Raw genomic sequence first — 20,913 nt, forward strand, 5'->3', positions numbered from 1 at the left:
GCCCGATGTCCTAGCTCGTTGTATCAAACCTAGCCGGGACGAGCGGTCGTCCCCCGACCCCCCGGCTCTCCGCACGGATTCCGCCGTGCCATCGAACGGTGGCGCCCGCCGCTCTGGGCGCTCCAGCACCCGGTCAGGACAGGGGCTCCGTCCCGTCGCAGGCCGTTTCGCAGGCGTCTTCGGTCATCGGCGGGGCACGCGTGCTGCGGCCTGCCCGGTACCCGCACGGCGGCATGGCTGGGGACCTGTCGGCCAATTCCCCGGTTCCCCCTCCCCGGCAGGTCCCCTGGCGTCCGGCGTCCGCCGACGCCGCAATGGCCCGGTGCGTTCGCACCACGGCCGAGAACGCACCGGGCCGCCCGACACGTCCCTGCTCGCGCCGGAAGGACGTCACGACACCGAGAAACGATCTATCAGGCGCGCCAGGCCGTCACCCACGGTCATATCCGCGTCGACGGCCGCAAGGTCGACAAGCCCGCCTACCGGCTCCGCCCCGGCCAGGTCGTCGAGGTCGCGGAGCGTAGCAAGGCCAAGACGCCGTTCGTGATCGCGGCGACGGGCGCCCACACCGCGGCGCACCCGTCGTACCTGCGGGTCGAGCTGCCGGATCTGCGTGCAAACCTCGTACGACCGCCGGCCCGAGGAGATTCCGGTCATCTGCGACGAGCAGCTCGTCGTCGAGTACTACGCGCGCTGACCCCGCCGTCGGGCGGCGGAAGCGCGCCGAGGACCGCTGCGCCCCGGACCGTGCCGCCGGCGTGGCTTATACCCCGTCCGGTCGTGGGATGCCACGAGCCCGTCCTGAGACAAGGCTGGGTGGCAGGAGGTGGTACCCATGCCCCCGACCGGCATACCGAGGTTTCAGCGCCTCTTCCGCGCCGCCGCGAGCCTGGACGTCGACAAGGACGACCTCAAGCGCTACGACGACTTCGTCGACGGCAAGATCTACGACCTGCTCCTCATCGGCCAGGCACACGCCAAGGCCAACGCCCGCGACATCATCCAGCCACACGATCTACCCGTGACCAAGGGCTTGCAGGAGAGCATCCACGAGTTCCGCAAGCTCGACGAGGAGATCGAGCTCGAGTCGCTCCTCGAGCGGCTCGCCAAGCATCCGCCGTTCGAGCTGGTGGTCGCGGACGAGACCGAGGCCGGCCTGCCGGAGATCGCCGGAGGGCTGACCGTCGCGCTCGCCCGCGCGTTCAAGCTGATCGATCCGAAGCTGAAGAACCCGCACACCGAGCAGTGGGAACGCGTCGCCCGCGTGTTCGACCTGCTGCTGTAGGCCACCACGACACCACCCGACGCACTACACGATCGGGGGATGTCAAGCGAGCACCCGCCCGAGGCGGAGTTCGTCCGGCGATCCCCGCCCCCCGGCACGGCCCGGGAGACCATGCGCCACCGCCGAGACGCGGACCGCCATGTCTACCAAGCCTGAGGATGCGACCGGCCACGCGATGGGCGAGCGTTGGATGGTGTAGCGCCATCTTGACGCAGGAGCTCCGAGCGTCCAAGCCGATCATGTTGTTCTCCGTCGAAAGCCGGGGCTCCGCCGGACCGGCCAGGAGGAGAGCATGGCCAAGGCAGTCGGAATCGATCTCGGAACCACGAACTCCGTGATCGCTACCACCGAGGACGGCCACCCGACCGTGATCCCCAACAGCGAGGGATCGCGCACGACGCCGTCCGTGGTGGCCTTCACCGAGCAGGGCGAGCGCCTCGTCGGGCAGCTCGCCCGCCGGCAGGCGATCCTGAACCCCAAGGGCACCATCTACTCGGCCAAACGCTTCATCGGCCGGCGGTACGACGAGGTGAAGAGCGAGATCAACGCGGTCTCGTTCGATGTGGTGGCCGGCCCGGATGGGGCGGTCCGTTTCAACGTCAGGGGCAAACAGCACGCGCCGGAGGAGATCTCCGCGCTGGTGCTGCGCAAGCTCGCCGACGACGCCGGCAAGTTCCTCGGGGAGCGGGTGACGGAAGCCGTCATCACGGTCCCCGCCTACTTCAACGACGCTCAACGGCAGGCCACGCGGGACGCCGGGAAGATCGCCGGCTTGGAGGTCCTGCGGATCATCAACGAGCCCACCGCGGCAGCGCTCGCCTACGGCCTGGACAAGGGCGCGAACGAGACGGTGCTCATCTTCGACCTCGGTGGCGGCACGTTCGACGTGAGCCTGCTCAGCATCGGCGAGGGCGTCGTTGAGGTCCTCGCGACCGCCGGGGACGGGCATCTCGGCGGGGACGACTTCGACCGCCGGATCGTCGACCACATCGCCGACGAGTTCCAGCGCGACAACGGCATCGACCTGCGCCAGGACCCCCAGGCGCTGCAGCGCATGTTCGAGGCGGCGGAGAAGGCGAAGGTCGAGCTGTCCTCGGTGACCCAGACGACGATCAGCCTGCCGTTCATCACCGCGGACGCGACCGGGCCCAAGCACCTGAACACGACGCTGATGCGCTCGACGTTCGAGCAGATCACCGGGGACCTGATCGAGCGCTGCACCGATCCGGTGGAGACGGCGATGGCCGACGCGAAGGTCACCGCGAATGACGTCGACGAGGTGATCCTCGTCGGCGGGTCGACGCGCATCCCGGCCGTCCAGGCCCTCGTGCGCCGGCTGACCGCCGGCAAGGATCCGAACATGACGGTCAACCCGGACGAGGTCGTCGCGCTGGGCGCGGCGGCGCAGGCCGGCGTCATCAAGGGCGAGGTCGAGGACGTCGTCCTGCTCGACGTCACCCCGCTCTCGCTCGGCCTGGAGACGCTCGGCGGCGTCATGACCAAGATCATCGAGCGGAACACGACGATCCCGGCCCGCCGGACGGAGGTCTTCAGCACCGCCGAGGACAACCAGACCGCGGTGGACGTCGTCGTCCTGCAGGGCGAACGCGAGCGGGCCGCCGACAACCGGGTCCTCGCGCGGTTCCGGCTGGAGAACATCCGCCCCGCCCCGCGTGGCGTGCCGCAGATCGAGGTGACCTTCGACATCGACGCGAACGGCATCCTCCACGTCTCCGCGCGGGACAAGGACACCGGTGCCGAGCAGAAGGTCACGATCAGCGAGACCAGCAACCTCGACCAGTCCGAGATCGAGCGGATGATCAAGGACGCCGAGCAGCACCGCTCCGAGGACGAGCGCCTGCGCGAGGTGATCGACGCCCGCAACCAGCTCGACTCCATCGCCTATCAGGTCGAAAAGCGGTTGCAGGAACTCGGGGAGGGCGTGCCGGCGCACGAGAAGGCGCGCGCCGAGATGCTCGTCGGCGACGCCCGCCAGGCGATCAAGGAGGAAGCGCCGGTCGAGCGGCTCCGGAACCTGGCCGCCGAGCTGCAGCAGGTCTTCTACGGCCTGACCGCGGCGACCGCCGGGGCGGGCCCGTCCGGGCCCGGCGGATCCGGCGGACCTGGACCCGAAGGTGGACCCGGCGCCGGGGGCGACGAGGACGTGATCGACGCGGAGTTCACGACCGATGAGTGACATGCGGCCGGAAGAGCCGAGAGAGGACGAGACCGGTTCGGCGACGAAGATCGCGGAACTGGAGGACCGCTGGAAGCGTGCCCTGGCCGACCTCGACAACCACCGCAAGCGGGCAGCCCGCGACGCCGAGCGGCAGCGCTTCGCCGAACGGGCCCGCACCGTCGCGGAGTGGCTCCCCTTCGTGGACAACCTCGAACGGGCGATCGAGCACGGCGGTGCCGACTGCGCGGTCCTCCTCGAGGGAGTGCGGGCCGTACGTGACCAAGCGCTGGAGCTGCTCACCCGGCTCGGCTTCCCGCGGCAGGACGACGTGGGGCGACCGTTCGACCCGACCCGGCACGAGGCGGTGGCCACCGTTCCCGACGCGGAGGTGCCCGAGGGGACGGTCGTCCAGGTGACCCGCCCCGGGTACGGCTCCGGGGACGGCCAGTTGCGCCCGGCGCAGGTCGTGGTGTCAAAGGGAACACAGGCCGATGGCCCCGGCTCGTGACTTCTACGAGGTCCTCGGGGTGCCGAGAAAGGCCGGCCAGGATGAGATCCAGCGCGCGTACCGCAAGCTGGCCCGTAAATACCACCCCGACGTCAACAAGGACCCGGACGCGGAGGAGCGCTTCAAGGAGGCGTCCGAGGCGTACGCCGTGCTGTCCGACCGGGAGCAGCGCAAGCGCTACGACGCCTTCGGCGAGGACTTCCGGCGCGTGCCGCCGGACGTCGACCCGCAGACGTGGGCCCGCGCCCGCGCCGGGGGGCGGACGCGTGCGGGTGCCGGGGCCGGAGGATTCGGCGACACCGGTTTCGGGGGGTTCGGCGGGGCCGGCGCCGAGGAGATCGATATCGAGGACCTGCTCGGCGGCATCTTCGGCCGCCGATCCGAGCGGGGTCGCCGCCGTGGCGGCGCCGGTTTCGGCCGGGGGCCGATCCCGGGCGCCGACCAGGAGGCCGAGCTGGAGCTCACCGTGGAAGAGGCGTACCACGGCGGGCACCACAGGATCACGATCTCCGGGCCCGACGGCCCGCGGACCATCGACGTCGACATCCCCGCCGGGGTCACCGACGGCCAGCGCATCCGGCTCGCCGGGCAGGGCGGCCACGGCTCGGACGGCGGGCAGCGGGGCCACCTGTACCTGGTCGTCCGGCTCCGGCCGCATGAGCGGTATCGCGTCGACGGCCGCGACGTCACCGTACGGCTTCCGCTGACGCCGTGGGAGGCCGCGCTCGGGACCACCGCCCCGGTCGACACTCCGGCCGGCGAGGCGAAGGTGAAGGTGCCGGCGGGCACGTCCTGCGGGCGGCGGCTGCGGCTGCGCGGCCGCGGCCTGCCCAATCCGCGCGGCAGGCCCGGCGACCTGTTCGCCGAGGTCCAGATCCAGGTGCCGCACCGGCTGAGTCCGGAGGAGAAACGCCTCTTCCAAGAGCTGGCCACCACGTCGTCCTTCGACCCGAGGGGGCGGTGATGAGATACGCGCTCGTCCGGCCGGCACGGCCCGTACCACCCGTCCGGTTCGACCTGGAGACGTTCGCGCGGGCCGCCCGGGTCCATCCGGAACTGGTCCGCCGCCTGGTCGTCCTGGGCATCCTCGACGCCGAGCGGGACGCCTCCGGAGCGCTGTGGCTCGCCCGCGACCAGTTCGCGGTCCTCGCCCGCGTGCAGCGGCTCCGCGCCGGCTTCTCGTTGAACTACGCCGCGCTCGGCCTCGTGTGCGACCTGCTCGACCGCATCGCCGCTCTCGAGGCCGCACAAAGACGCGTCCGTCCACGTCCCGGAGACCGATCATGGACCTGAACCGACTGACCGAGAAGTCCCAGGAAGCCCTGCACGACGCGCAGACCAAGGCCCTGCGCTTCGGACACACCGAGGTCGACGCCGAGCACCTCCTGCTCGCCCTACTCGACCAGCCGGAGGGCCTGGCCCCCCGGCTGCTGGCGGGGGCGGGCGCGAACACCGACCTGCTGCGCGCGGACACCGAGTCGCGGCTCGAACGGCGCCCGCGGGTCACCGGTCCGGGCGCGGCGCCCGGTCAGGTGTACGTGACCCAGCGGCTCTCCCGGCTGTTCGACACGGCCGAGCGCGAGGCGAAACGGCTGAAGGACGAGTACGTCTCGGTCGAGCACCTCGTGCTGGCCCTCATCGAGGACGGGCTGATCCAGGGGGTCACGCGGAACCGGTTCCTCGAGGAACTGACGAAGGTCCGCGGCAACCAGCGGGTGACCTCGTCGATGCCGGAGGCCGCCTACGAGGCCCTGGAGAAGTACGGCCGGGACCTGGTCACCGAGGCACGGACCGGGAAACTCGACCCGGTCATCGGCCGGGACACCGAGATCCGCCGCGTCATCCAGATCCTGTCCCGCAAGACCAAGAACAACCCGGTGCTCGTCGGCGACCCGGGCGTCGGCAAGACCGCGATCGTGGAAGGCCTCGCCCAGCGCATCGACCAGGGCGACGTGCCGGAAGGGCTGCGGGACAAGACCGTCTGGGCTCTCGACATGGGCTCGCTGGTGGCGGGCGCGAAGTACCGCGGCGAATTCGAGGAACGCCTCAAGGCGGTGCTGAACGAGGTCAAGGCCGCCGAGGGCCGGATCCTGCTGTTCGTCGACGAGTTGCACACCGTCGTCGGTGCCGGCGCGGCCGAGGGCGCGATGGACGCGGGCAACATGCTCAAGCCGATGCTGGCCCGCGGCGAGCTGCACATGATCGGCGCCACCACGCTGCAGGAGTACCGCAAGCACATCGAGAAGGACGCCGCGCTCGAACGCCGGTTCCAGCCGGTGATGATCGACGAGCCGTCGGTCGAGGACGCCATCTCCATCCTCCGTGGCCTGCGTGAACGCCTGGAGGTCTTCCACGGCGTGAAGATCCAGGATTCCGCGATCGTCGCGGCGGTGACGCTCAGCCATCGCTACATCTCCGACCGGTTCCTGCCGGACAAGGCCATCGACCTGGTCGACGAGGCGTGCGCGAAACTGCGTACGGAGATCGACTCGATGCCCGGCCGAGCTGGACGAGCTCACCCGGCGGGTGATGCGCCTGGAGATCGAGGAGGCCGCGCTGTCGAAGGAGGACGACCCGGCCAGCGGGGCGCGCCTGGAGGACCTGCGCAAGGAGCTGGCCGACCTGCGGGCCGAGGCCGACGCGATGCGGGCCCAGTGGGAGGCCGAGCGGCAGGCGCTGCGCAAGGTGCAGGACCTGCGCCAGGAGATCGAACGTGTCCGCCGTGAGGCCGACCAGGCCGAACGGAACTACGACCTGAACCGGGCCGCCGAGTTGCGCCACGGCCTGCTGCCGGAGCTGCAGCGCAGGCTGGAGGCCGAGGAGGAGCGGCTGTCCGAGAAGCAGGGCGGGCGGCGGCTGCTGCGCGAGGTCGTGGCCGAGGCGGAGATCGCCGAGATCGTGTCCCGCTGGACCGGGATCCCGGTGAGCCGTCTCGAGGAGGGCGAGCGGGAGAAGCTGCTCCGGCTCGACGAGGTGCTGCACGAACGCGTCGTCGGCCAGGACGAGGCGGTGCGGCTCGTCGCCGACGCGATCATCCGGGCCCGGGCCGGGATCAAGGACCCCCGCCGCCCGATCGGCTCGTTCATCTTCCTCGGCCCCACCGGCGTGGGGAAGACCGAACTGGCCAAGACGCTCGCCGCGGCGCTGTTCGACACCGAGGAGAACATGATCCGGCTGGACATGAGCGAGTACCAGGAGCGGCACACCGTCAGCCGCCTGGTCGGCGCCCCGCCCGGATACATCGGGTACGAGGAGGGCGGCCAGCTCACCGAGGCGGTGCGGCGTAAGCCGTACTCCGTCGTGCTGCTGGACGAGATCGAGAAGGCGCACACCGACGTCTTCAACACGCTGCTGCAGGTCCTCGACGATGGCCGGTTGACCGACGCCCAGGGCCGCACTGTGGACTTCCGCAACACCGTGCTGATCATGACGTCCAACATCGGCTCGGACTATCTGCTGGTCGGGGTCACCTCGGACGGCGAGCTCAAGCCGGACGCGCGCGATGCCGTCATGGACGCGCTTCGCTCGCACTTCCGGCCCGAGTTCCTCAACCGGGTCGACGACACCGTGTTGTTCAGACCGCTGACGCAGCAGGAGATCGAGCGAATCGTCGAGCTGATGTTCAACGATCTGCGGGCCCGCCTCGCGGATCGCCGGATGACCCTGGAGGTGACGCCCGAGGCGGACGCCTTCATCGCACGGCAGGGCTTCGATCCTGTGTACGGCGCCCGTCCGCTGCGCCGGTTCATCGCCCGTGAGGTCGAGACCCGCATCGGGCGCGCGCTGCTGTCCGGAGAGATCCTCGACGGCGCCGTGATCCGCGTGGAGCTCGACGACGGCGAGCTCACGGTCTCCTACGAGAACCCCTGAGGGGACCGAATGACCGTCCAATGCACGAACTGCGGCAGGAAGAACCGGGTGCCGACGGCGGCCGACGGCACCCCTCGCTGCGGGAACTGCCACCGGCCGCTCCCCTGGATCGCCGATGCCGGTGACGACGACTTCACCGAGGTCGCCGAACGCGCATCCGTCCCGGTGGTGGTCGATCTCTGGGCGACCTGGTGCGGCCCGTGCCGCATGGTCAGCCCGGCGCTCGAACAGCTCGGCCGCGAGATGGCCGGCCGGATCAAGCTCGTGAAGGTCGACATCGACCGTGCGCCGAAGATCCAGGAACGCTTCGCCGTCCAGGCCGTGCCGACCTTGCTCCTCATGCGGGACGGCAAGGTGATCGATCGGCAGGCCGGCGCCGCGCCGACTCCGGCGCTACGCGCATGGGTGGAGAAGAACCTTGCAAGAGACACCTGACCTGCACGGCGCGTGGCCGCGGCTGGAACCCGAGCAGATCGAGGACCTGTCCGCGTACGGCGAGCGCCTCCCGACCCGACAGGGCGAGGTCCTGTTCCGGCAGGGCGAGCCGGACTACGACTTCTTCGTGGTCCTGGAGGGCTCGGTCGCGATGGTCGACGCCGACAAGGTGATCCGGGTGCACGGCCCGGGCCGCTTCCTCGGCGAGCTGGGCCTGCTCACCGGGCAGGCGGCGCTGGTCGGAGCCGTGGTCGACGAGCCGGGAGCGGTCCTGCGGATCCCGGCGGAGCGCCTGCACCTGCTGATCGCCCGGGACCTCGCGCTCGGGGACCTCGTCCTGCGCGCCTACTTCATCCGGCGTTCGCTGCTGATCGAGCTCGGCGCCGGGCTGCGGATCATCGGCTCCCGGTTCTCCCCCGATATCCGGCGGCTGCGGGACTTCGCAGCGCGCAACCGGCTCCCGCACCGGTGGATCGACCTGGAACGGGACACGCAGGCCGAGCAGGCGCTGCGGCGGCTGTGCGTCCGGCCCGAGGACACACCGTTGGTGATCCTCAACGGCGACCGGATCCTGCGCAACCCGAGCAACGCCGAGCTGGCCCGCGCGATCGGCCTGCCGACACCGGCCGCCCACGGCGACGTCGCCGACCTCGTGATCGTCGGTGCTGGGCCGGCCGGGCTGGCCGCCGCCGTCTACGGCGCGTCCGAGGGTCTGAGCACGGTCGTCGTCGACGCGGTCGCCACCGGCGGCCAGGCCGGCACGTCCTCCTGCATCGAGAACTACCTGGGGTTCCCCTCTGGAGTCTCCGGCGCCGAACTCGCCGAGCGCGCGGTCATCCAGGCCGAGAAGTTCGGCGCGCAGCTCGGCGTCCCCGCGGAGGCCACAGCGTTGGAGGTCGAGAACGGCGGCTACGGCGTCGCCCTCGGCGACGGCGGTCGGATCGGTGCCCGTACGGTGGTGCTCGCCACCGGTGCCCGCTACCGGCGGCTCGACGTCCCTGGCCTCGAACGGTTCGAGGGCTGCGGCGTCTACTACGCCGCCACCGAGGTCGAGGCGTTGCAGTGCGTCCACGTGCCCGTCGCGGTCGTCGGCGGCGGCAACTCGGCCGGCCAGGCCGCCCTTTATCTCGCCAAGCGCGCGGACCGGGTCAGGCTTTTCGTCCGGGGCGGTGACCTGGGCGAGAACATGTCCCGCTACCTGATCGACCAGATCGAGCGCTCCCCGGGCATCGAGGTCCACCTGCGCACCGAGGTGCGCGAGCTGGTCGGCGACGAGACGCTGGAGGCGGTCGTCGTCGAGGACCACCGCACCGGCGAACGGCGCGTCCACGAAGCCCGGAACCTGTTCATCTTCATCGGCGCCGACCCCTGTGTCGGCTGGCTGGCCGGCCAGGTGAAGCTGGACGAGAAAGGCTTCATCCACACCGGCGACGACGCGCTTCCCCTGGAGACCAGCCTGCCGGGCGTGTTCGCGGTCGGCGACGTCAGGAGCGGGTCCATCAAGCGGGTTGCGTCTGCCGTGGGCGAAGGCGCGATGGCCGTCCGGCTGCTTTACGAGCGTCTCAGCGGATGATTTGGACGGTACGGCGACGTCCGGACCGCGGGCGCCTCCGTGGATCGGACGAGGCTCAGGCCCGTCGACGCGACTGCCCGGAGCCCGAGGTCTCCACGGTCCGGCGGGGCCTGGGGCCCCGGACGGCCGCCGCACGGCGTCCGCCGGCGGGCTCAGGGAGGCAGGGCGGGTTCCGGTCGCAGGAGCAGCAGGGTCGCGGTCCCGTCCCCGTCGACGATCCGGACGTCGGTCTCGGCCGAGGCTGGGACCGTGAAGTCGATCTCCGTGGGATGGTCGATCATATGGCGGAGCAGAACCGGGAATCGCGCCGAGTTCCCCCCGAGCGCGATGACGACCACATCGTCACGGGGATCGTAGGAGGCGTACGCGAACGGCAGGCGCTCGGCCTCGAACTGGTCGCCGAAGTCGGCGCCGAGCAGTTCGACGGCGGCGCTGTGACCGGCGTGATCCGCGCTAAGCGTGTCGAAGAACTCCGCCCACTTGCCGCGGTCGACCGTTGTGGTCTGGCTCATCTCGATCTCCTCCCGAAGGGTCACACCGGCCGGCTCGCGCTGTCGGCCGGAGCCACCAGGGCCGCGGCCAGTACGCGCCGCGCCTCCTCGGCGAATGGTGCGTCGAGGCGCTCGTGTGGTCCTCAACGGTTTCCCTACCGTTGACGCTATGCACCGGGGCTTCGGGCGACATCCCCTGATCGGCTAGGCTGCCGGCCACTCGCGGCGGCCCCGTCCTGATCACTTGCTCGCCTTCATGACGAGCCGGGTCAGCTCCACCCGCGAGGTCACCTCGAGCTTGCGGAAGACGTGCCGCAGGTGGAAGGCTTCGCGGCGGTCGCCCGGAACGCGCAGCGATAGACCTCGGGGCGTTACTTCAGCTTGTCGAGCATGCCGTGCAGGTGGGCCGCGGCGACCTCGATGTCGTCGTACTTCCGCTGCGCCGCCCGCACCTCCGCGGCGATCACACCGCACCTGTGGACCCTCTCGAAGTCCCCGTAGGGGAACTTGTACCTGGACTTCTCGTCCTTGGAGTAGTCGTCGTCGATGCCGAGGTACCACCTGCCGTAGTCGTCGAATCCGAACTTCTCGATGAACTCGTTCTCCTGCTGTGTGGACGGCTGGTGTTCGCTCCATTCGCCCATCTGGTCGACGACGGCTCTCCCCTCGTCGATCAGTTTCTTCGCGTACTCGAAGGACCGCTCACTCAGCTTCACTGCCATGGCTCCCCCTCGATCCGCGGCCAGTTGCTCGGGTCGCCCGGGGCGGGCGTGCCGGGCACCGCCCGGGGTCACCCCGGGCAGCTGCGCAGCGGGCTGTGATGTCGTCAGCGCTTACCTGCGGACCGTTTGCCTTTGGGCATTTTTCTCATGAGTGGCGCCCATATCGGCGTCCACTGTCTCCGTAGATCAACGGTCACCGCGACCAGCCAAGGCCGTACGGTCGCCGACGGGGCGTCACTTTGCCCGATACCCGGCCGTACTCCTGCCGACACTGGTCCTTCCTCCCTGGTCCGGCCGGTCGCCATCGGGCACCGCCCTACGCCGCGTGGGCCCCGGCCGGCGCGGAGATCATGCGGGCCGTGGACCGCCGGCTCGATCGGGACGACCCTGACTTGGCCAGGGAGGTGCGCTGACCGGTGTCGCCGCGCCGAGACGTGCGTCGGGCGGCGTCCGTTGCCGGTTCTCCTCCATGACCCGCCGGGCCAGCTCGAAGCGTGAGCCGATTTGGAGCTTGCGAAAGATGTGACGGAGGTGGAAGGCGGTCGTGTGCACGCTGATGAACAGCTGGTCGGCCACCTGCCGGTTGGTCAGTCCCTGGGCGACCAGCTCGGAGATCCGGCGCTCGGTGTCGGTGAGACTGCCCCAGCCCGAGACGGGACGGTCGCCCTGTGTCCAGTGGCGGCGCCGCACGCCCAGCCGACGAAGCCGGCGGCGCACCCGGGCGGCGTCCCAGGTCGCGCCGATGCCGTCGTAGCCGGCCAGCGCCTGGTCCAGGCCGGCGATGGCCGACTGCCGTGACCCGGTGCCCCGGCTCGCAGCCAGTGCGCCGAGGTCCTCCGCCGCGGACGCGCGTGCCCACCGGTCGGCGTGGTCCACGGACGCGCGGTCCAGCGCGCACGCGTCCCCGTCGAGCAGGCCGCGAGCGTGTTCGGCGGCCGCCGCGATGGTGGGAAAGCCCGGGTTGTTGTGGGCGAGCCGTTCCGCGGCGCCGACCACGGTCTCGGCTCGCGCGCGATCGTCCAGGGCGAGTGCGGTACGTACCAGCCAGGCCGCCGCAGTGGGGTCGCTGACCAGCGCCCAGGAGTGCTCCGGCACCTGCTCGCACAGCTCCGCGAACGCCGTCGCCACGGCACCGGCACCATCGCGGGCCATCGCGATCTGGCTCCTCACGAGCGCGAAGCGGGCCTCCGCGTGCGGCGAACCGTACTGCGACAGCCCAGGCCGTGCCCGGTCGACGTACCGCTGTGCGGCGTTCGGGTCCCCGGACCGCAGCGCGGCGACGGCGAGCACCGCCAGCGCGGACGACATCAGCACGTGCGGGCCCAGCCCGCTGGTGGCCGCCAGGCCCGCCTCGGCCTCGGCGATCGCGTCGTCGAAGCGGCCCGCGGCCAGATGCAGGCGGGCGCGGAGCACGGCGGGCGCTGCCGCCCACACGAGACGTCCGCGCACCTTGGTGTCGTCGCCCGCGCTCGCCATCACCGAACGTGCCTCGTCCAGCCGTCGGACGTCAGTCAGGAGCATCGCCAGGATCATCCGGGGGTGCAGGCACCAGGCGTCGGTGGACGCCGCCCGGCGGACGGCCTCGCGGGCGAGCCGCAGTCCCTCGGCCAGGTCGTCCGCGCCCCACGCGGCCAGCGCGAGCGTGATGAACGCCCCGGTGACGAGGGCGTCGCCGTGCTCGCCGGCCGCCTCGACGATCGCCTGCGCGTGCCGCGCGCGAGCCTGCCGTCACGGGCGGCGACCTGCGCGTTGAGTAGCGCGAGTTCGGCGGCGTCACGGAGCCGGTCCGGCAGGCCTGGTTCGGCCAGTACGGTCGCGGCGTCCGCCGCGGCCTCGGCCGACCGGCCCTGCATGTGCAGGATCTCCGACCGGAGGCAGCACAGGTACGCGTGGGTGGCGGTGGTCAGCGGCCGGGTGAGGGCCGATTCGGTGAAGCCGGCGGCCTCGTCCAGCCGACCCGCCTCGATGAGCGTGCGGACGGCGGTGAGCGTGCGGTCGGTCCGGGCCGGTTCGGCAGGATCGGTGAGGCGCATCACCCGCAGCGCGATGTCCGCCGCGGTCTGCGGTGAGACCGGCAGGACGTCGTCGACCAGCCGGTCCAGCTTGGCGAGGCCACGGGAATCGCCCGCGCGGACACCCTGCATCAGGTGCGCCGCGGCCGCCGTCGCAGGCCCGCCCCGGTCGAACAGGACGTCGCCGATCTGCCGGTGCAGCGCCTTTCGGATGGGAACCGGAACGGCGTCGGTGACCGCCTGCCACAGCAGGCCGTGCCGGAAGGCCAGCTCCTCCCCCGCGACGGTGAGCACGCCCGCCGACAGCGCCTCGTCGAGCTGCGGGACGATCGCGGCCGGGGTCGTGCCGAGCACCGCGGCCGCGGCGTCCGGCGAGAACGAGCGTGCCAGGACCGCGGTCACGGTCAGCAGGTGGCGCGTCCGCGGGCCCAGCTGGTCGAGCAGGTGCCGTGCCGCCGCCTGGAACCGCCGCGGCAGGCCGGCCGCGACGAGCCGTGCGCCGCCGTCGCAGATCTGGATCCCGTTCTCGCCGCGCAGCCCGGCGATGAGCCCGGTGAGCAGGTACGGGTTGCCGCCTGACTGGCCGGCGAGCGCCACCAGCCGCGGATCGGGCGCGGCACCGAGCATGTCGATGACGATCCCGATCAGCGCGTCGTCGTCGAGGGGCGGCAGGGTGATCCGCCGCGCGCCGTCGTATTCGAGGAGGTCGAAGAGGCGGCCAGCGGCCTTCCCCGCCTTCACCGTGCTGCAGGCCAGCAGCCACGCGACGGGCCGGCCGGCGAGCTGTGACGTCCAGGCCCGCAGTGTCGCGAGGGCCGTCGGCGCCACCAGCTGAAGGTCGTCGAGGCTAACCAGCACGGGGCCGGCTCCGGCTCGTTCGTCGAGACCGGCGCGGATCCTCTCGACCCGCCACATGCGCCGGTCCGGCTCGGCGGACGGTCCCTCGCCGTCGGCGATCACGTCCTCGCCGAGCGCCGAGAGCAGCGACTCCATGAGCGGCATCCGGCCGAGCTCGGGGCTGCCGGCCGTCACCGACGAGAAGCCGCACGCGCGGGCCGTTCGCGTCGCCTCGCGGAGGAGGAGGCTCTTGCCGATGCCGGGCTCGCCCTCGACGAGCAGGACTCCGGAGCGCCCGTCGTGCGCCGCGGTCAGCAGATCGAGGGCGGCGCTCCATTCGGCCGCACGGCCGCGCATCGTCGCCGGCCCGTGAGGCTCCTCGGTGCAGTACGCCGGCAGGGTGGACATCATGGCTCCGGCAGCAGCGCGTGGTAGTCCATCGGCAGCTGGACGGTGACGTCGAAGTACTCGTCGTCCCGTACCACCTCGCGCAACGTGGCGAAGACCGCGCGGGCGTACTCCCGCGCCTCGAACGGGTCCACGCCCGCCGGCTCGGCGATGCGATCCACGAACCGGTCCAGCGATATCCGTCGCGCCGTCTCGCCGCTCGTGGCCGGGCCGTGTCCGAGCGGACCGTGCAGCACGTAGAAGACGGCGTGCGCGTGCCGCTCGGTGGTCTCGACGTCAGCACCCTCGCGCTCGGCGACGCGGCACAGGAACTCATCGATGTCGAACCATTCGGCGGCTCGTTGGGGGTGGAGCCAGGGCTTCATCTCTGCAGGGATCTGTTCGAGAAGGTCGCAGGCCTGCCCAGGCGACGGGCGCTTGGCCAGCGTCATCGGGGTCGCCCGCGCGGCGCGTTCGGCCAGGTCGCCGTCGATACAGCCCCTGCGCTGCGTGACCTGGATGAACTCACGGTAGTCCACGGTCGCTCCTCCCCCGCTCAGGAGCCGGTCTCGGCGGCGTGCGGCGAACGCGATTACTCGCCCGCAAGCGGGTTTTCGGGCAATCGATCAGGGGCGGCGCGAAGACCTCGATGGTCGAGCGGCCCGTATCGGCAAGACGGACCGATACGGCATTACTCCACCGTAGCCGCCGCCCGGCCGCCCCGCACCCTGTGGTAGCTCACCCAGTGAAGACGGCCCGCCCGGGTGCCGTGGTGGGAGTAAGCGCCACCCCAGGCCGGCCCCCTCGTCGCCGTGCTCCCAGAAGACCAGCATGGCGGTTGTTCAGGTGGGACTGCTTCAGGACAGGACCGCTCTCGTCGCCGGGGGCGGCACCGGAATCGGCCTGGCCAGTGCCGTACGGCTCGGGGCGTGAGGTGCGCGGGCGTGTTCCGGTCCGGTGGAGGTTCCTACGCCTTGCGTCCGACCAGGGAACAACGCCCGCGCCATGCCATCGGCTCGCATCTCCGCGCTTGCGGACCGGTCAGACCGGACCCACCCGTGACAAAGACATGCAAGGAAGCTCCGAGAGAGCGAGCGGCGTGGTGTGACAACCGAGCGTGGTCAGACGGGCTGGCCCACGGGCCGGATGGTCAGGGTGTTGAGGTCGACGCCCGCCGGCTGGTCGAGGGCGAAGCCGATGGCCTCCGCGATGGGCTGGGGAGGCAGGGCGAAGGGGGGAACGCCGGCGCCTTGCCAGAAGGGCGTGTCGATCATGCCGGGGTTGACCAGGGTGACACCGATGCCGCGGGCCGTGGCGAGAAGACGCAGGTTCTCGGCGAGCCCGGTGGTGGCCCACTTGGTGGCCGAGTAGAGGTTCCCGGGAGAGTTCTTCAGCCCGGCGACGCTACCGAGGAGCACCAGCCGTCCGCCGGTGGCCTCCAGGTGAGGCAGGGCGGCGTGGGCCAGCAGGGCGGGGCCGAGGACGTTGGTGAGGACCATGGACGACCACCGGGTCGGGTCGCCGTCCCCAATGGAGTCACCGGTCATGAATCCGGCGTTGGCCACCGCCGCGTCCAGGGCACCGAAGTGCTCCACGGTGCGGGTCACGACCGACTCGGTGGCCTCCCAGTCCGCCGCGTCCGAGACGAGACCCAGCAGCCGGTCGGGGTGGCCGGCGTCCTCGAGGAAAAGCTTCAGTTTGCTCTCGTTGCGGCCGGTGACCACCACACGGTGGCCGCGGTCGAGGAGCAACCGCGCGGTGTGGGCGCCGATACCGCTGGTCGCGCCGGTGATCAGTACGGTCTTGCTGGCCATGGTCATGCTCCTGGGGTGTGGATGATGGACCGGCGGACGGCGGCCCGCGATGAAGGAGTGCCGTTCTAGTCCGCCGATCCCAGGTAACCGGCTCCGTCAGAGGCGGGAAAGGTCGCGTTTATGGGGGGTATAAACGCAACCTCTCTATCGGCCGGACCATGGATACCCTGGGCGAATGGAGCCTCCGTCCGAGAACCACGCCGGTGATCCCACCGACAACCGCTCGGAGATCCGCGACTTCCTCATCAGCCGACGCGCCAAGCTCACCCCGGAGCGGGTCGGACTGCCCACCAGCCGACGCCGACGGGTTCCTGGACTACGGCGCGAGGAGGTCGCGGCCCTCGCCGGCGTGAGCACCGAGTGGTACACGCGGCTGGAGAAGGGCCACATCGGCGGTGTCTCCGAGGACGTGCTGGAAGCGGTCGCGCAGGCACTGCACCTCAATGAGGACGAGCGCACCTACCTGTTCGAGCTGGCCAGAGCGGCTCGCCCCACCCGCCGCAGGCCGAATCGCCGCAAGGACGTCAAGATCCCGTCCTCCGTCCAATGGATGGTGGACTCCATGACCATGGCCCCCGCCTTCGTACGTACCGGCCGTCTGGACATCGTCGCGAGCAACGCGCTGTGCAGGTCCCTGTACTCACCGATGTTCGACAGCGCCACCACCGGCGACCGGGGTTGCGCCAATTTCCCCCGTTACTTCTTCCTCGACCCGGGCTCCCGCGACTTCTTCGTCGACTGGGAGGAAGGCGCGAGGGCCACGGTCGCGGTGCTCCGCGCCGAAGCCGGACGCGAACCTCACGACCGGACCCTGCGCGAGCTTGTCGGCGAACTGTCCACGCTCAGCCCCGACTTCCGCACCATGTGGGCCAGTCACGACGTCCGAATCCGTCACGAAGGCGTCAAGCGGCTGAACCATCCCGAAGTCGGCCGCGTGGAGATGACCTTCCGCGATCTGAATCTGCCCCTGCCGCAACGGGCCGTACACGACCTGATCATCTACACGGCCGAGCCGGGCACCCCCTCGGAGGACCGCCTCAAACTCCTCGCCAGTTGGACAGCACCGCAGACCTCACCCACGGAACCAATCCGCCCGCCCCGCTGACCTCACGCGTTCGTGAGATGGCTGTCCAGGGATTGACCAGAAACACGAAAGTGCCCTTGACCTGCAACGACAGGACTTGCTGAGGGTGTGCCGCTCGAATATTGAGTTACGTGCTATGAGCTGGGGTTACGGCTGCGTGGTGATATTCGTTGATCACTCCCGCGACGAGAGAGATCAGGCGCGGAGTAGGTCGGTCGAGACAGTCCAGAGGCGCTTGGCGATGGCGGGATCGAGCGCCCATTCCTTGACACCGTGCGGGTGCTGCGCGAGGTCGGCGTCGTTCGGCACGGTGTAGGCCTCTTGTGCATCGTCGAGGTAGTGGCCTCCGGAGCCAGCGAACTCGGGGGCGACGGCCGCGACGATGCTGGTGGCGGCCCCCTGCTCGACCGTCTTGTAGGTGAAGACGCCGGCGGCCTCGGCCGCGGCGAGCGACTTTTTCTGTTCTGTTGTGAAGTTCCGTTGCAGTCCTGTCGCGATACCGCCCGGGTTCACAGCATTGGCGACGATGCCGTCGAACGCCCAGAGACGGGACGCCTCGACGGCGAAGAGAGAGTTCGCCGTCTTCGACTGGGCGTAGGCAATCTGCGGATCGTAGCTGCGACGCTCGAAGTGGAGGTCGTCGAAGTCGATGCCGGAACGCATGTGCGCCGTCGAACTGACCGAGACGATCCGTGCTCCGTCGCGGTCGGCCGCTCCCAGAGCCAGGGCGTCATGAAGGCCGGTGGCCAGGGCGAAGTGGCCAAGATGGTTTGTCGCGAATTGCAGCTCCCAGCCCTCATGCGTCCGTTCGAGGCCACCGGTGACCACGCCAGCGTTGTTGATCAGCAGGTGAAGCGGGCCGCGCCACGCGTCGACGAATCGTGTGACCGAGGTCCTATCGGCAAGGTCGAGCTGGACGACTCGGGGACGGATCCCTTCGGTCGACTTCTCGATCGTCTCAGCGACGGCGTCACCCGCAGTCGTGTTCCGGACAGCGAGCGCCACTTCCGCCCCGGCAGCGGCCAACACACGAGCCGTCTCGATCCCGAGTCCGGAAGAAGCTCCCGTCACGATCGCGCGTACGCCGGCGAGGTCGACGCCTCGCAGCACCTCGTCCGCGGTGCTGGAGGCAGTGAAGGGCGTGGAGATGAGTGCGTGAGTCATGGCACCGACTATACGCACTAGACTTGATTTGTATAGTTTGCTGCTCGCTCCTATGCTCGTTCCATGAGCAGTCCCGATGCTGGCCACCCGCCGTCGACAGTCGCCGATACCGATCGCCGGACCCTGGTTCTGGACTCCGCGATGGTCACGTTCGCGCGATTCGGTTACCGGAAGACCTCGATGGAGGAAGTGGCGCGGGCGGCGGACATCTCCCGGCCCGGGCTCTACTTTCTCTTCTCCTCGAAGGAGACTCTGTTCCGTGCCGCGGTCACCCAGGCCCTGGAGCGGGACATCACAGCGGTCGAACACGTCTTGGCCGAGACCGACCGCCCCCTTCCAGAGCGCCTCGTCGAAGCGTTCGACCAGTGGGCAGGCCGCTACATCGGCCCGCTGACGCAAGACGTCGCGGCGGTCATCGAGGACAACCCCGACCTCCTCGGAGAGATCGTCGAAACCACGCCGCGACGTTTCGAGGAATTGATCACAGACGCGATCGCCGTCGAGTCAGGACAAGACGCGGCCCCCTTGGTCGCACAGACGATGATCAGCGCATCGATCGGCCTCAAGCATCAGGCCGCATCACGGGAGTTCTACCTCGACCGGCTGAAGGTCGCTGTCGATCTCCTGGTTTGCTAAGAGGTCGCGCAGATAGGCGCGGTGGTGCTTCGGTGGCCCTGCACGGCTGGGCGTGGACACCGTCCGCTTCGGCCGGCCGGATCGACACCTCACTCCTGCGCTCGCAGCCGGGTGCTGGACTCCAACGACGCGATCGCCGCCGCCGGATCGACCACTCCCCTCGGCCGCTTCGGTACCGCCGAGGAAGCCTCCGCCTCGGCCCTCCTCTCATGGCCCCCAACTACGTCACCGGCCAGGTCATCACGGTCGACGACGGCAGGACCCTCACCTGACCTCACCGCTTGAGCTCAGGAGTTGAGCATGATGGCAGCCCGGGCACAGGTCTCCCCAGTGATCACTTAGCGTCGCAAGTCCGTGATCACCAGGACCGGTGCTCGTTCTGACTTTGTCCACGTAGTCGTGAACAAAGCCATGGGCTCCACGGCGAGGGCCCTGGTGAGGGTCTCCACGGCACTGACGACCGACAGCGGGGCGGTCATTCGGGGCGTAGGGCGGGCAGCTCAGGGCGGTGGCATCTCCGCCGGCTTGGCGTTGCGCATACGTTCCGGCGACCAATACTGGGTCGTCGGAGACGGCTGAACCTGGCTGCCCGTGGAGCCGGTGTCCGGCGGAGGTGACGACGTGGTCGACGCGGCCACATAACGGATCACCGCGATCACGGTGACCACCGCCGACGCGGTGGCGATCATCGCCAGTCTGCGCACTCTGGAAGATCTCACCTTGTGCACTCCTGATCCAGGCCGGTGACCCCGCGTACCAGTCTAGGCCTCAGCGGGGCCACCGGTCGTCGATCTGTCAGGTCACGCCGCCCTGGGCGTCGAACATGGCCTTCACCGCGTCATCGAAGTAGGAGGCCCGGTTCCAGCCCGTGCTGTCGAGTGTGCTCATCACGCCGTCGACCTGCCCGAGCCCTGTGCTGTCATTGAAGTTCATCAGCCAGCCGCTGCCGCTGGAGCCGCCGTTGAAGTTGCACTGGAGCTTGATGGTGCCTCCGCCGCCGTCACTGGTCGTGCCCTGGCACCACTGCTGGATCTCGCCGTTGTTCGCGTTGGCGGGGTAGCCGAGGATCGTGATGGCGACGGAATTCCCCCAGTTCCAGTTGAGGCCGTGGCCACCGACGACATTGACGAGCTTGTTGCCGTTGAGCGGCCAGGTCGTCACCATGCCGACGTCGCGGCTCAGGTCGCTGCTGCTGATCCAGGAGTTGAAGGTGCGGAACTCCTTGGCCGCGAAGGTGCCGAACGGCCGCGCTCCACTGCGGTAGCGCGGCACGAACGTCCAGTTCTGCATCCAGTTCCCGCCCGCGCCCTCATGGACGCAGTGGCCGGCGGTGATGACGAGTTGCTTGGAATCGCTGTTCAGCGCGCTCGCGGAGCAGACCCAGTCGCCGCCGCTCGGCTTGTGGAAAAAGACCTTGCCGGCCACCGCCGACTCGGTGATCATCGGCGAGATCGAGCCGGAGGCGACGGGCTTGGCCGGCGGAGTGGAGCCCCGAGGGCCGCTCGGTCGAGTGGGCAGTGCCTTGGTCTGCGGGCCCGGAGTCTGTTCCGGAACCGGGGTGGCGTGACGCATCCGCTCCGGGGTCCAGTAGTCGGCCACTTTCTTGAGGGCGGCCGCCGAGTCGACGGCCTGGCCGTCGCTGAGGCGCGCGGTCGAGCTCGTCGTCCCGGCGGGGTTCGGGGCGGCGTGCGCGGTCGCGCCCGCTCCTGCGAATCCGAGCATGAGGGCCAGTGCGGCCCCCGCCGACAGCACCCATCGGCGTACGTGCGACATTCGGTCTCCCATTACTCATCGCGTCGCCCGGCCGCAACAGATTCCTTGACTCGGGCCGACAGACAGCAATGAGAGTCGATTTCCAGTGATTTCCCTATACCTACGGAGTGTCCGCAAGCGGTCAGCTCACGGCATCCGAGGCA

19 protein-coding genes and 1 pseudogene are annotated in these 20,913 nt (G+C 70.0%); 11 read left to right on the top strand and 9 right to left on the bottom strand.

Features of this window, described 5'->3' with window-relative positions:
- Positions 1–835: 835 nt before the first annotated feature.
- From ACYVF7_RS37865 to ACYVF7_RS37900, 8 genes and pseudogenes are all read left to right on the top strand, one after another.
- A complete protein-coding gene (locus ACYVF7_RS37865) occupies positions 836–1,285 on the top strand; it encodes a DUF1931 family protein (protein ID WP_460350201.1) in 450 nt (149 codons plus the stop codon).
- Positions 1,286–1,577: 292 nt separating this feature from the next.
- Complete coding sequence (dnaK, locus tag ACYVF7_RS37870; RefSeq protein ID WP_460350203.1) at positions 1,578–3,482, top strand: molecular chaperone DnaK; 1,905 nt, start codon at positions 1,578–1,580, stop codon at positions 3,480–3,482.
- A complete protein-coding gene (locus ACYVF7_RS37875; RefSeq protein ID WP_460350205.1) occupies positions 3,475–3,972 on the top strand; it encodes a nucleotide exchange factor GrpE in 498 nt (165 codons plus the stop codon). The genes dnaK and ACYVF7_RS37875 overlap by 8 nt, the downstream gene beginning before the upstream one ends.
- On the top strand, positions 3,956–4,936 hold the full coding sequence (locus tag ACYVF7_RS37880; RefSeq protein WP_460350207.1) for a DnaJ C-terminal domain-containing protein: 981 nt from the start codon (positions 3,956–3,958) through the stop codon (positions 4,934–4,936). The genes ACYVF7_RS37875 and ACYVF7_RS37880 overlap by 17 nt, the downstream gene beginning before the upstream one ends.
- Complete coding sequence (locus tag ACYVF7_RS37885; protein ID WP_460350209.1) at positions 4,936–5,265, top strand: chaperone modulator CbpM; 330 nt, start codon at positions 4,936–4,938, stop codon at positions 5,263–5,265. The genes ACYVF7_RS37880 and ACYVF7_RS37885 overlap by 1 nt, the downstream gene beginning before the upstream one ends.
- Positions 5,256–7,842 (top strand): annotated as a pseudogene (gene clpB, locus ACYVF7_RS37890) (ATP-dependent chaperone ClpB). Before ACYVF7_RS37885 ends, clpB begins: the two are co-directional and overlap by 10 nt.
- A gap of 9 nt (positions 7,843–7,851) precedes the next feature.
- Positions 7,852–8,277 (top strand): thioredoxin, encoded by a 426-nt coding sequence (gene trxA / locus ACYVF7_RS37895; RefSeq protein ID WP_460350211.1) that lies wholly within the window; start codon positions 7,852–7,854, stop codon positions 8,275–8,277.
- Positions 8,261–9,850, top strand: coding sequence for an FAD-dependent oxidoreductase (locus tag ACYVF7_RS37900; protein WP_460350213.1), 1,590 nt, complete (start codon positions 8,261–8,263; stop codon positions 9,848–9,850). Before trxA ends, ACYVF7_RS37900 begins: the two co-directional genes overlap by 17 nt.
- Positions 9,851–10,002: 152 nt before the next feature.
- Here the strand turns inward: ACYVF7_RS37900 and ACYVF7_RS37905 are convergent, their stop codons facing one another.
- From ACYVF7_RS37905 to ACYVF7_RS37930, 6 genes are all read right to left on the bottom strand, one after another.
- Entirely contained in the window at positions 10,003–10,362 is a 360-nt protein-coding gene (locus tag ACYVF7_RS37905; protein ID WP_460350215.1) for a DUF5335 family protein, read from the bottom strand.
- A gap of 350 nt (positions 10,363–10,712) precedes the next feature.
- Entirely contained in the window at positions 10,713–11,063 is a 351-nt protein-coding gene (locus ACYVF7_RS37910) for a hypothetical protein (RefSeq protein WP_460350217.1), read from the bottom strand.
- A 348-nt stretch (positions 11,064–11,411) separates the two neighbouring features.
- The gene (locus ACYVF7_RS37915; protein WP_460350219.1) at positions 11,412–12,584 is read right to left on the bottom strand and encodes a helix-turn-helix transcriptional regulator; all 1,173 of its coding nucleotides are present in this window, start codon (positions 12,582–12,584) and stop codon (positions 11,412–11,414) included.
- 8 nt (positions 12,585–12,592) lie between these two features.
- Positions 12,593–14,323 (bottom strand): AAA family ATPase, encoded by a 1,731-nt coding sequence (locus ACYVF7_RS37920; protein WP_460350221.1) that lies wholly within the window; start codon positions 14,321–14,323, stop codon positions 12,593–12,595.
- The gene (locus ACYVF7_RS37925) at positions 14,320–14,838 is read right to left on the bottom strand and encodes a DUF2267 domain-containing protein (protein ID WP_460350223.1); all 519 of its coding nucleotides are present in this window, start codon (positions 14,836–14,838) and stop codon (positions 14,320–14,322) included. The genes ACYVF7_RS37920 and ACYVF7_RS37925 overlap by 4 nt, the downstream gene beginning before the upstream one ends.
- Positions 14,839–15,420: 582 nt before the next feature.
- Positions 15,421–16,113 (bottom strand): SDR family oxidoreductase, encoded by a 693-nt coding sequence (locus tag ACYVF7_RS37930; protein ID WP_460350225.1) that lies wholly within the window; start codon positions 16,111–16,113, stop codon positions 15,421–15,423.
- Positions 16,114–16,288: 175 nt separating this feature from the next.
- On the opposite strand from ACYVF7_RS37930, the gene ACYVF7_RS37935 reads away from it, so the two are divergent.
- Positions 16,289–17,218, top strand: coding sequence for a helix-turn-helix transcriptional regulator (locus ACYVF7_RS37935; RefSeq protein WP_460350227.1), 930 nt, complete (start codon positions 16,289–16,291; stop codon positions 17,216–17,218).
- Between the two features lie 174 nt (positions 17,219–17,392).
- On the opposite strand, the gene ACYVF7_RS37940 is transcribed toward ACYVF7_RS37935, so the two are convergent.
- On the bottom strand, positions 17,393–18,361 hold the full coding sequence (locus tag ACYVF7_RS37940; RefSeq protein ID WP_460350228.1) for an SDR family NAD(P)-dependent oxidoreductase: 969 nt from the start codon (positions 18,359–18,361) through the stop codon (positions 17,393–17,395).
- A 63-nt stretch (positions 18,362–18,424) separates the two neighbouring features.
- On the opposite strand from ACYVF7_RS37940, the gene ACYVF7_RS37945 reads away from it, so the two are divergent.
- Both ACYVF7_RS37945 and ACYVF7_RS37950 read left to right on the top strand, forming a co-directional pair.
- On the top strand, positions 18,425–18,997 hold the full coding sequence (locus ACYVF7_RS37945) for a TetR/AcrR family transcriptional regulator (RefSeq protein WP_460350230.1): 573 nt from the start codon (positions 18,425–18,427) through the stop codon (positions 18,995–18,997).
- Between the two features lie 32 nt (positions 18,998–19,029).
- A complete protein-coding gene (locus tag ACYVF7_RS37950) occupies positions 19,030–19,269 on the top strand; it encodes a hypothetical protein (protein ID WP_460350232.1) in 240 nt (79 codons plus the stop codon).
- Positions 19,270–19,497: 228 nt separating this feature from the next.
- Here the strand turns inward: ACYVF7_RS37950 and ACYVF7_RS37955 are convergent, their stop codons facing one another.
- Complete coding sequence (locus ACYVF7_RS37955; RefSeq protein ID WP_460350234.1) at positions 19,498–19,716, bottom strand: hypothetical protein; 219 nt, start codon at positions 19,714–19,716, stop codon at positions 19,498–19,500.
- Positions 19,717–19,792: 76 nt separating this feature from the next.
- The gene (locus ACYVF7_RS37960; RefSeq protein WP_460350236.1) at positions 19,793–20,770 is read right to left on the bottom strand and encodes a trypsin-like serine peptidase; all 978 of its coding nucleotides are present in this window, start codon (positions 20,768–20,770) and stop codon (positions 19,793–19,795) included.
- Positions 20,771–20,913: the final 143 nt, after the last annotated feature.

Source organism: Actinoallomurus acanthiterrae (assembly GCF_054775715.1).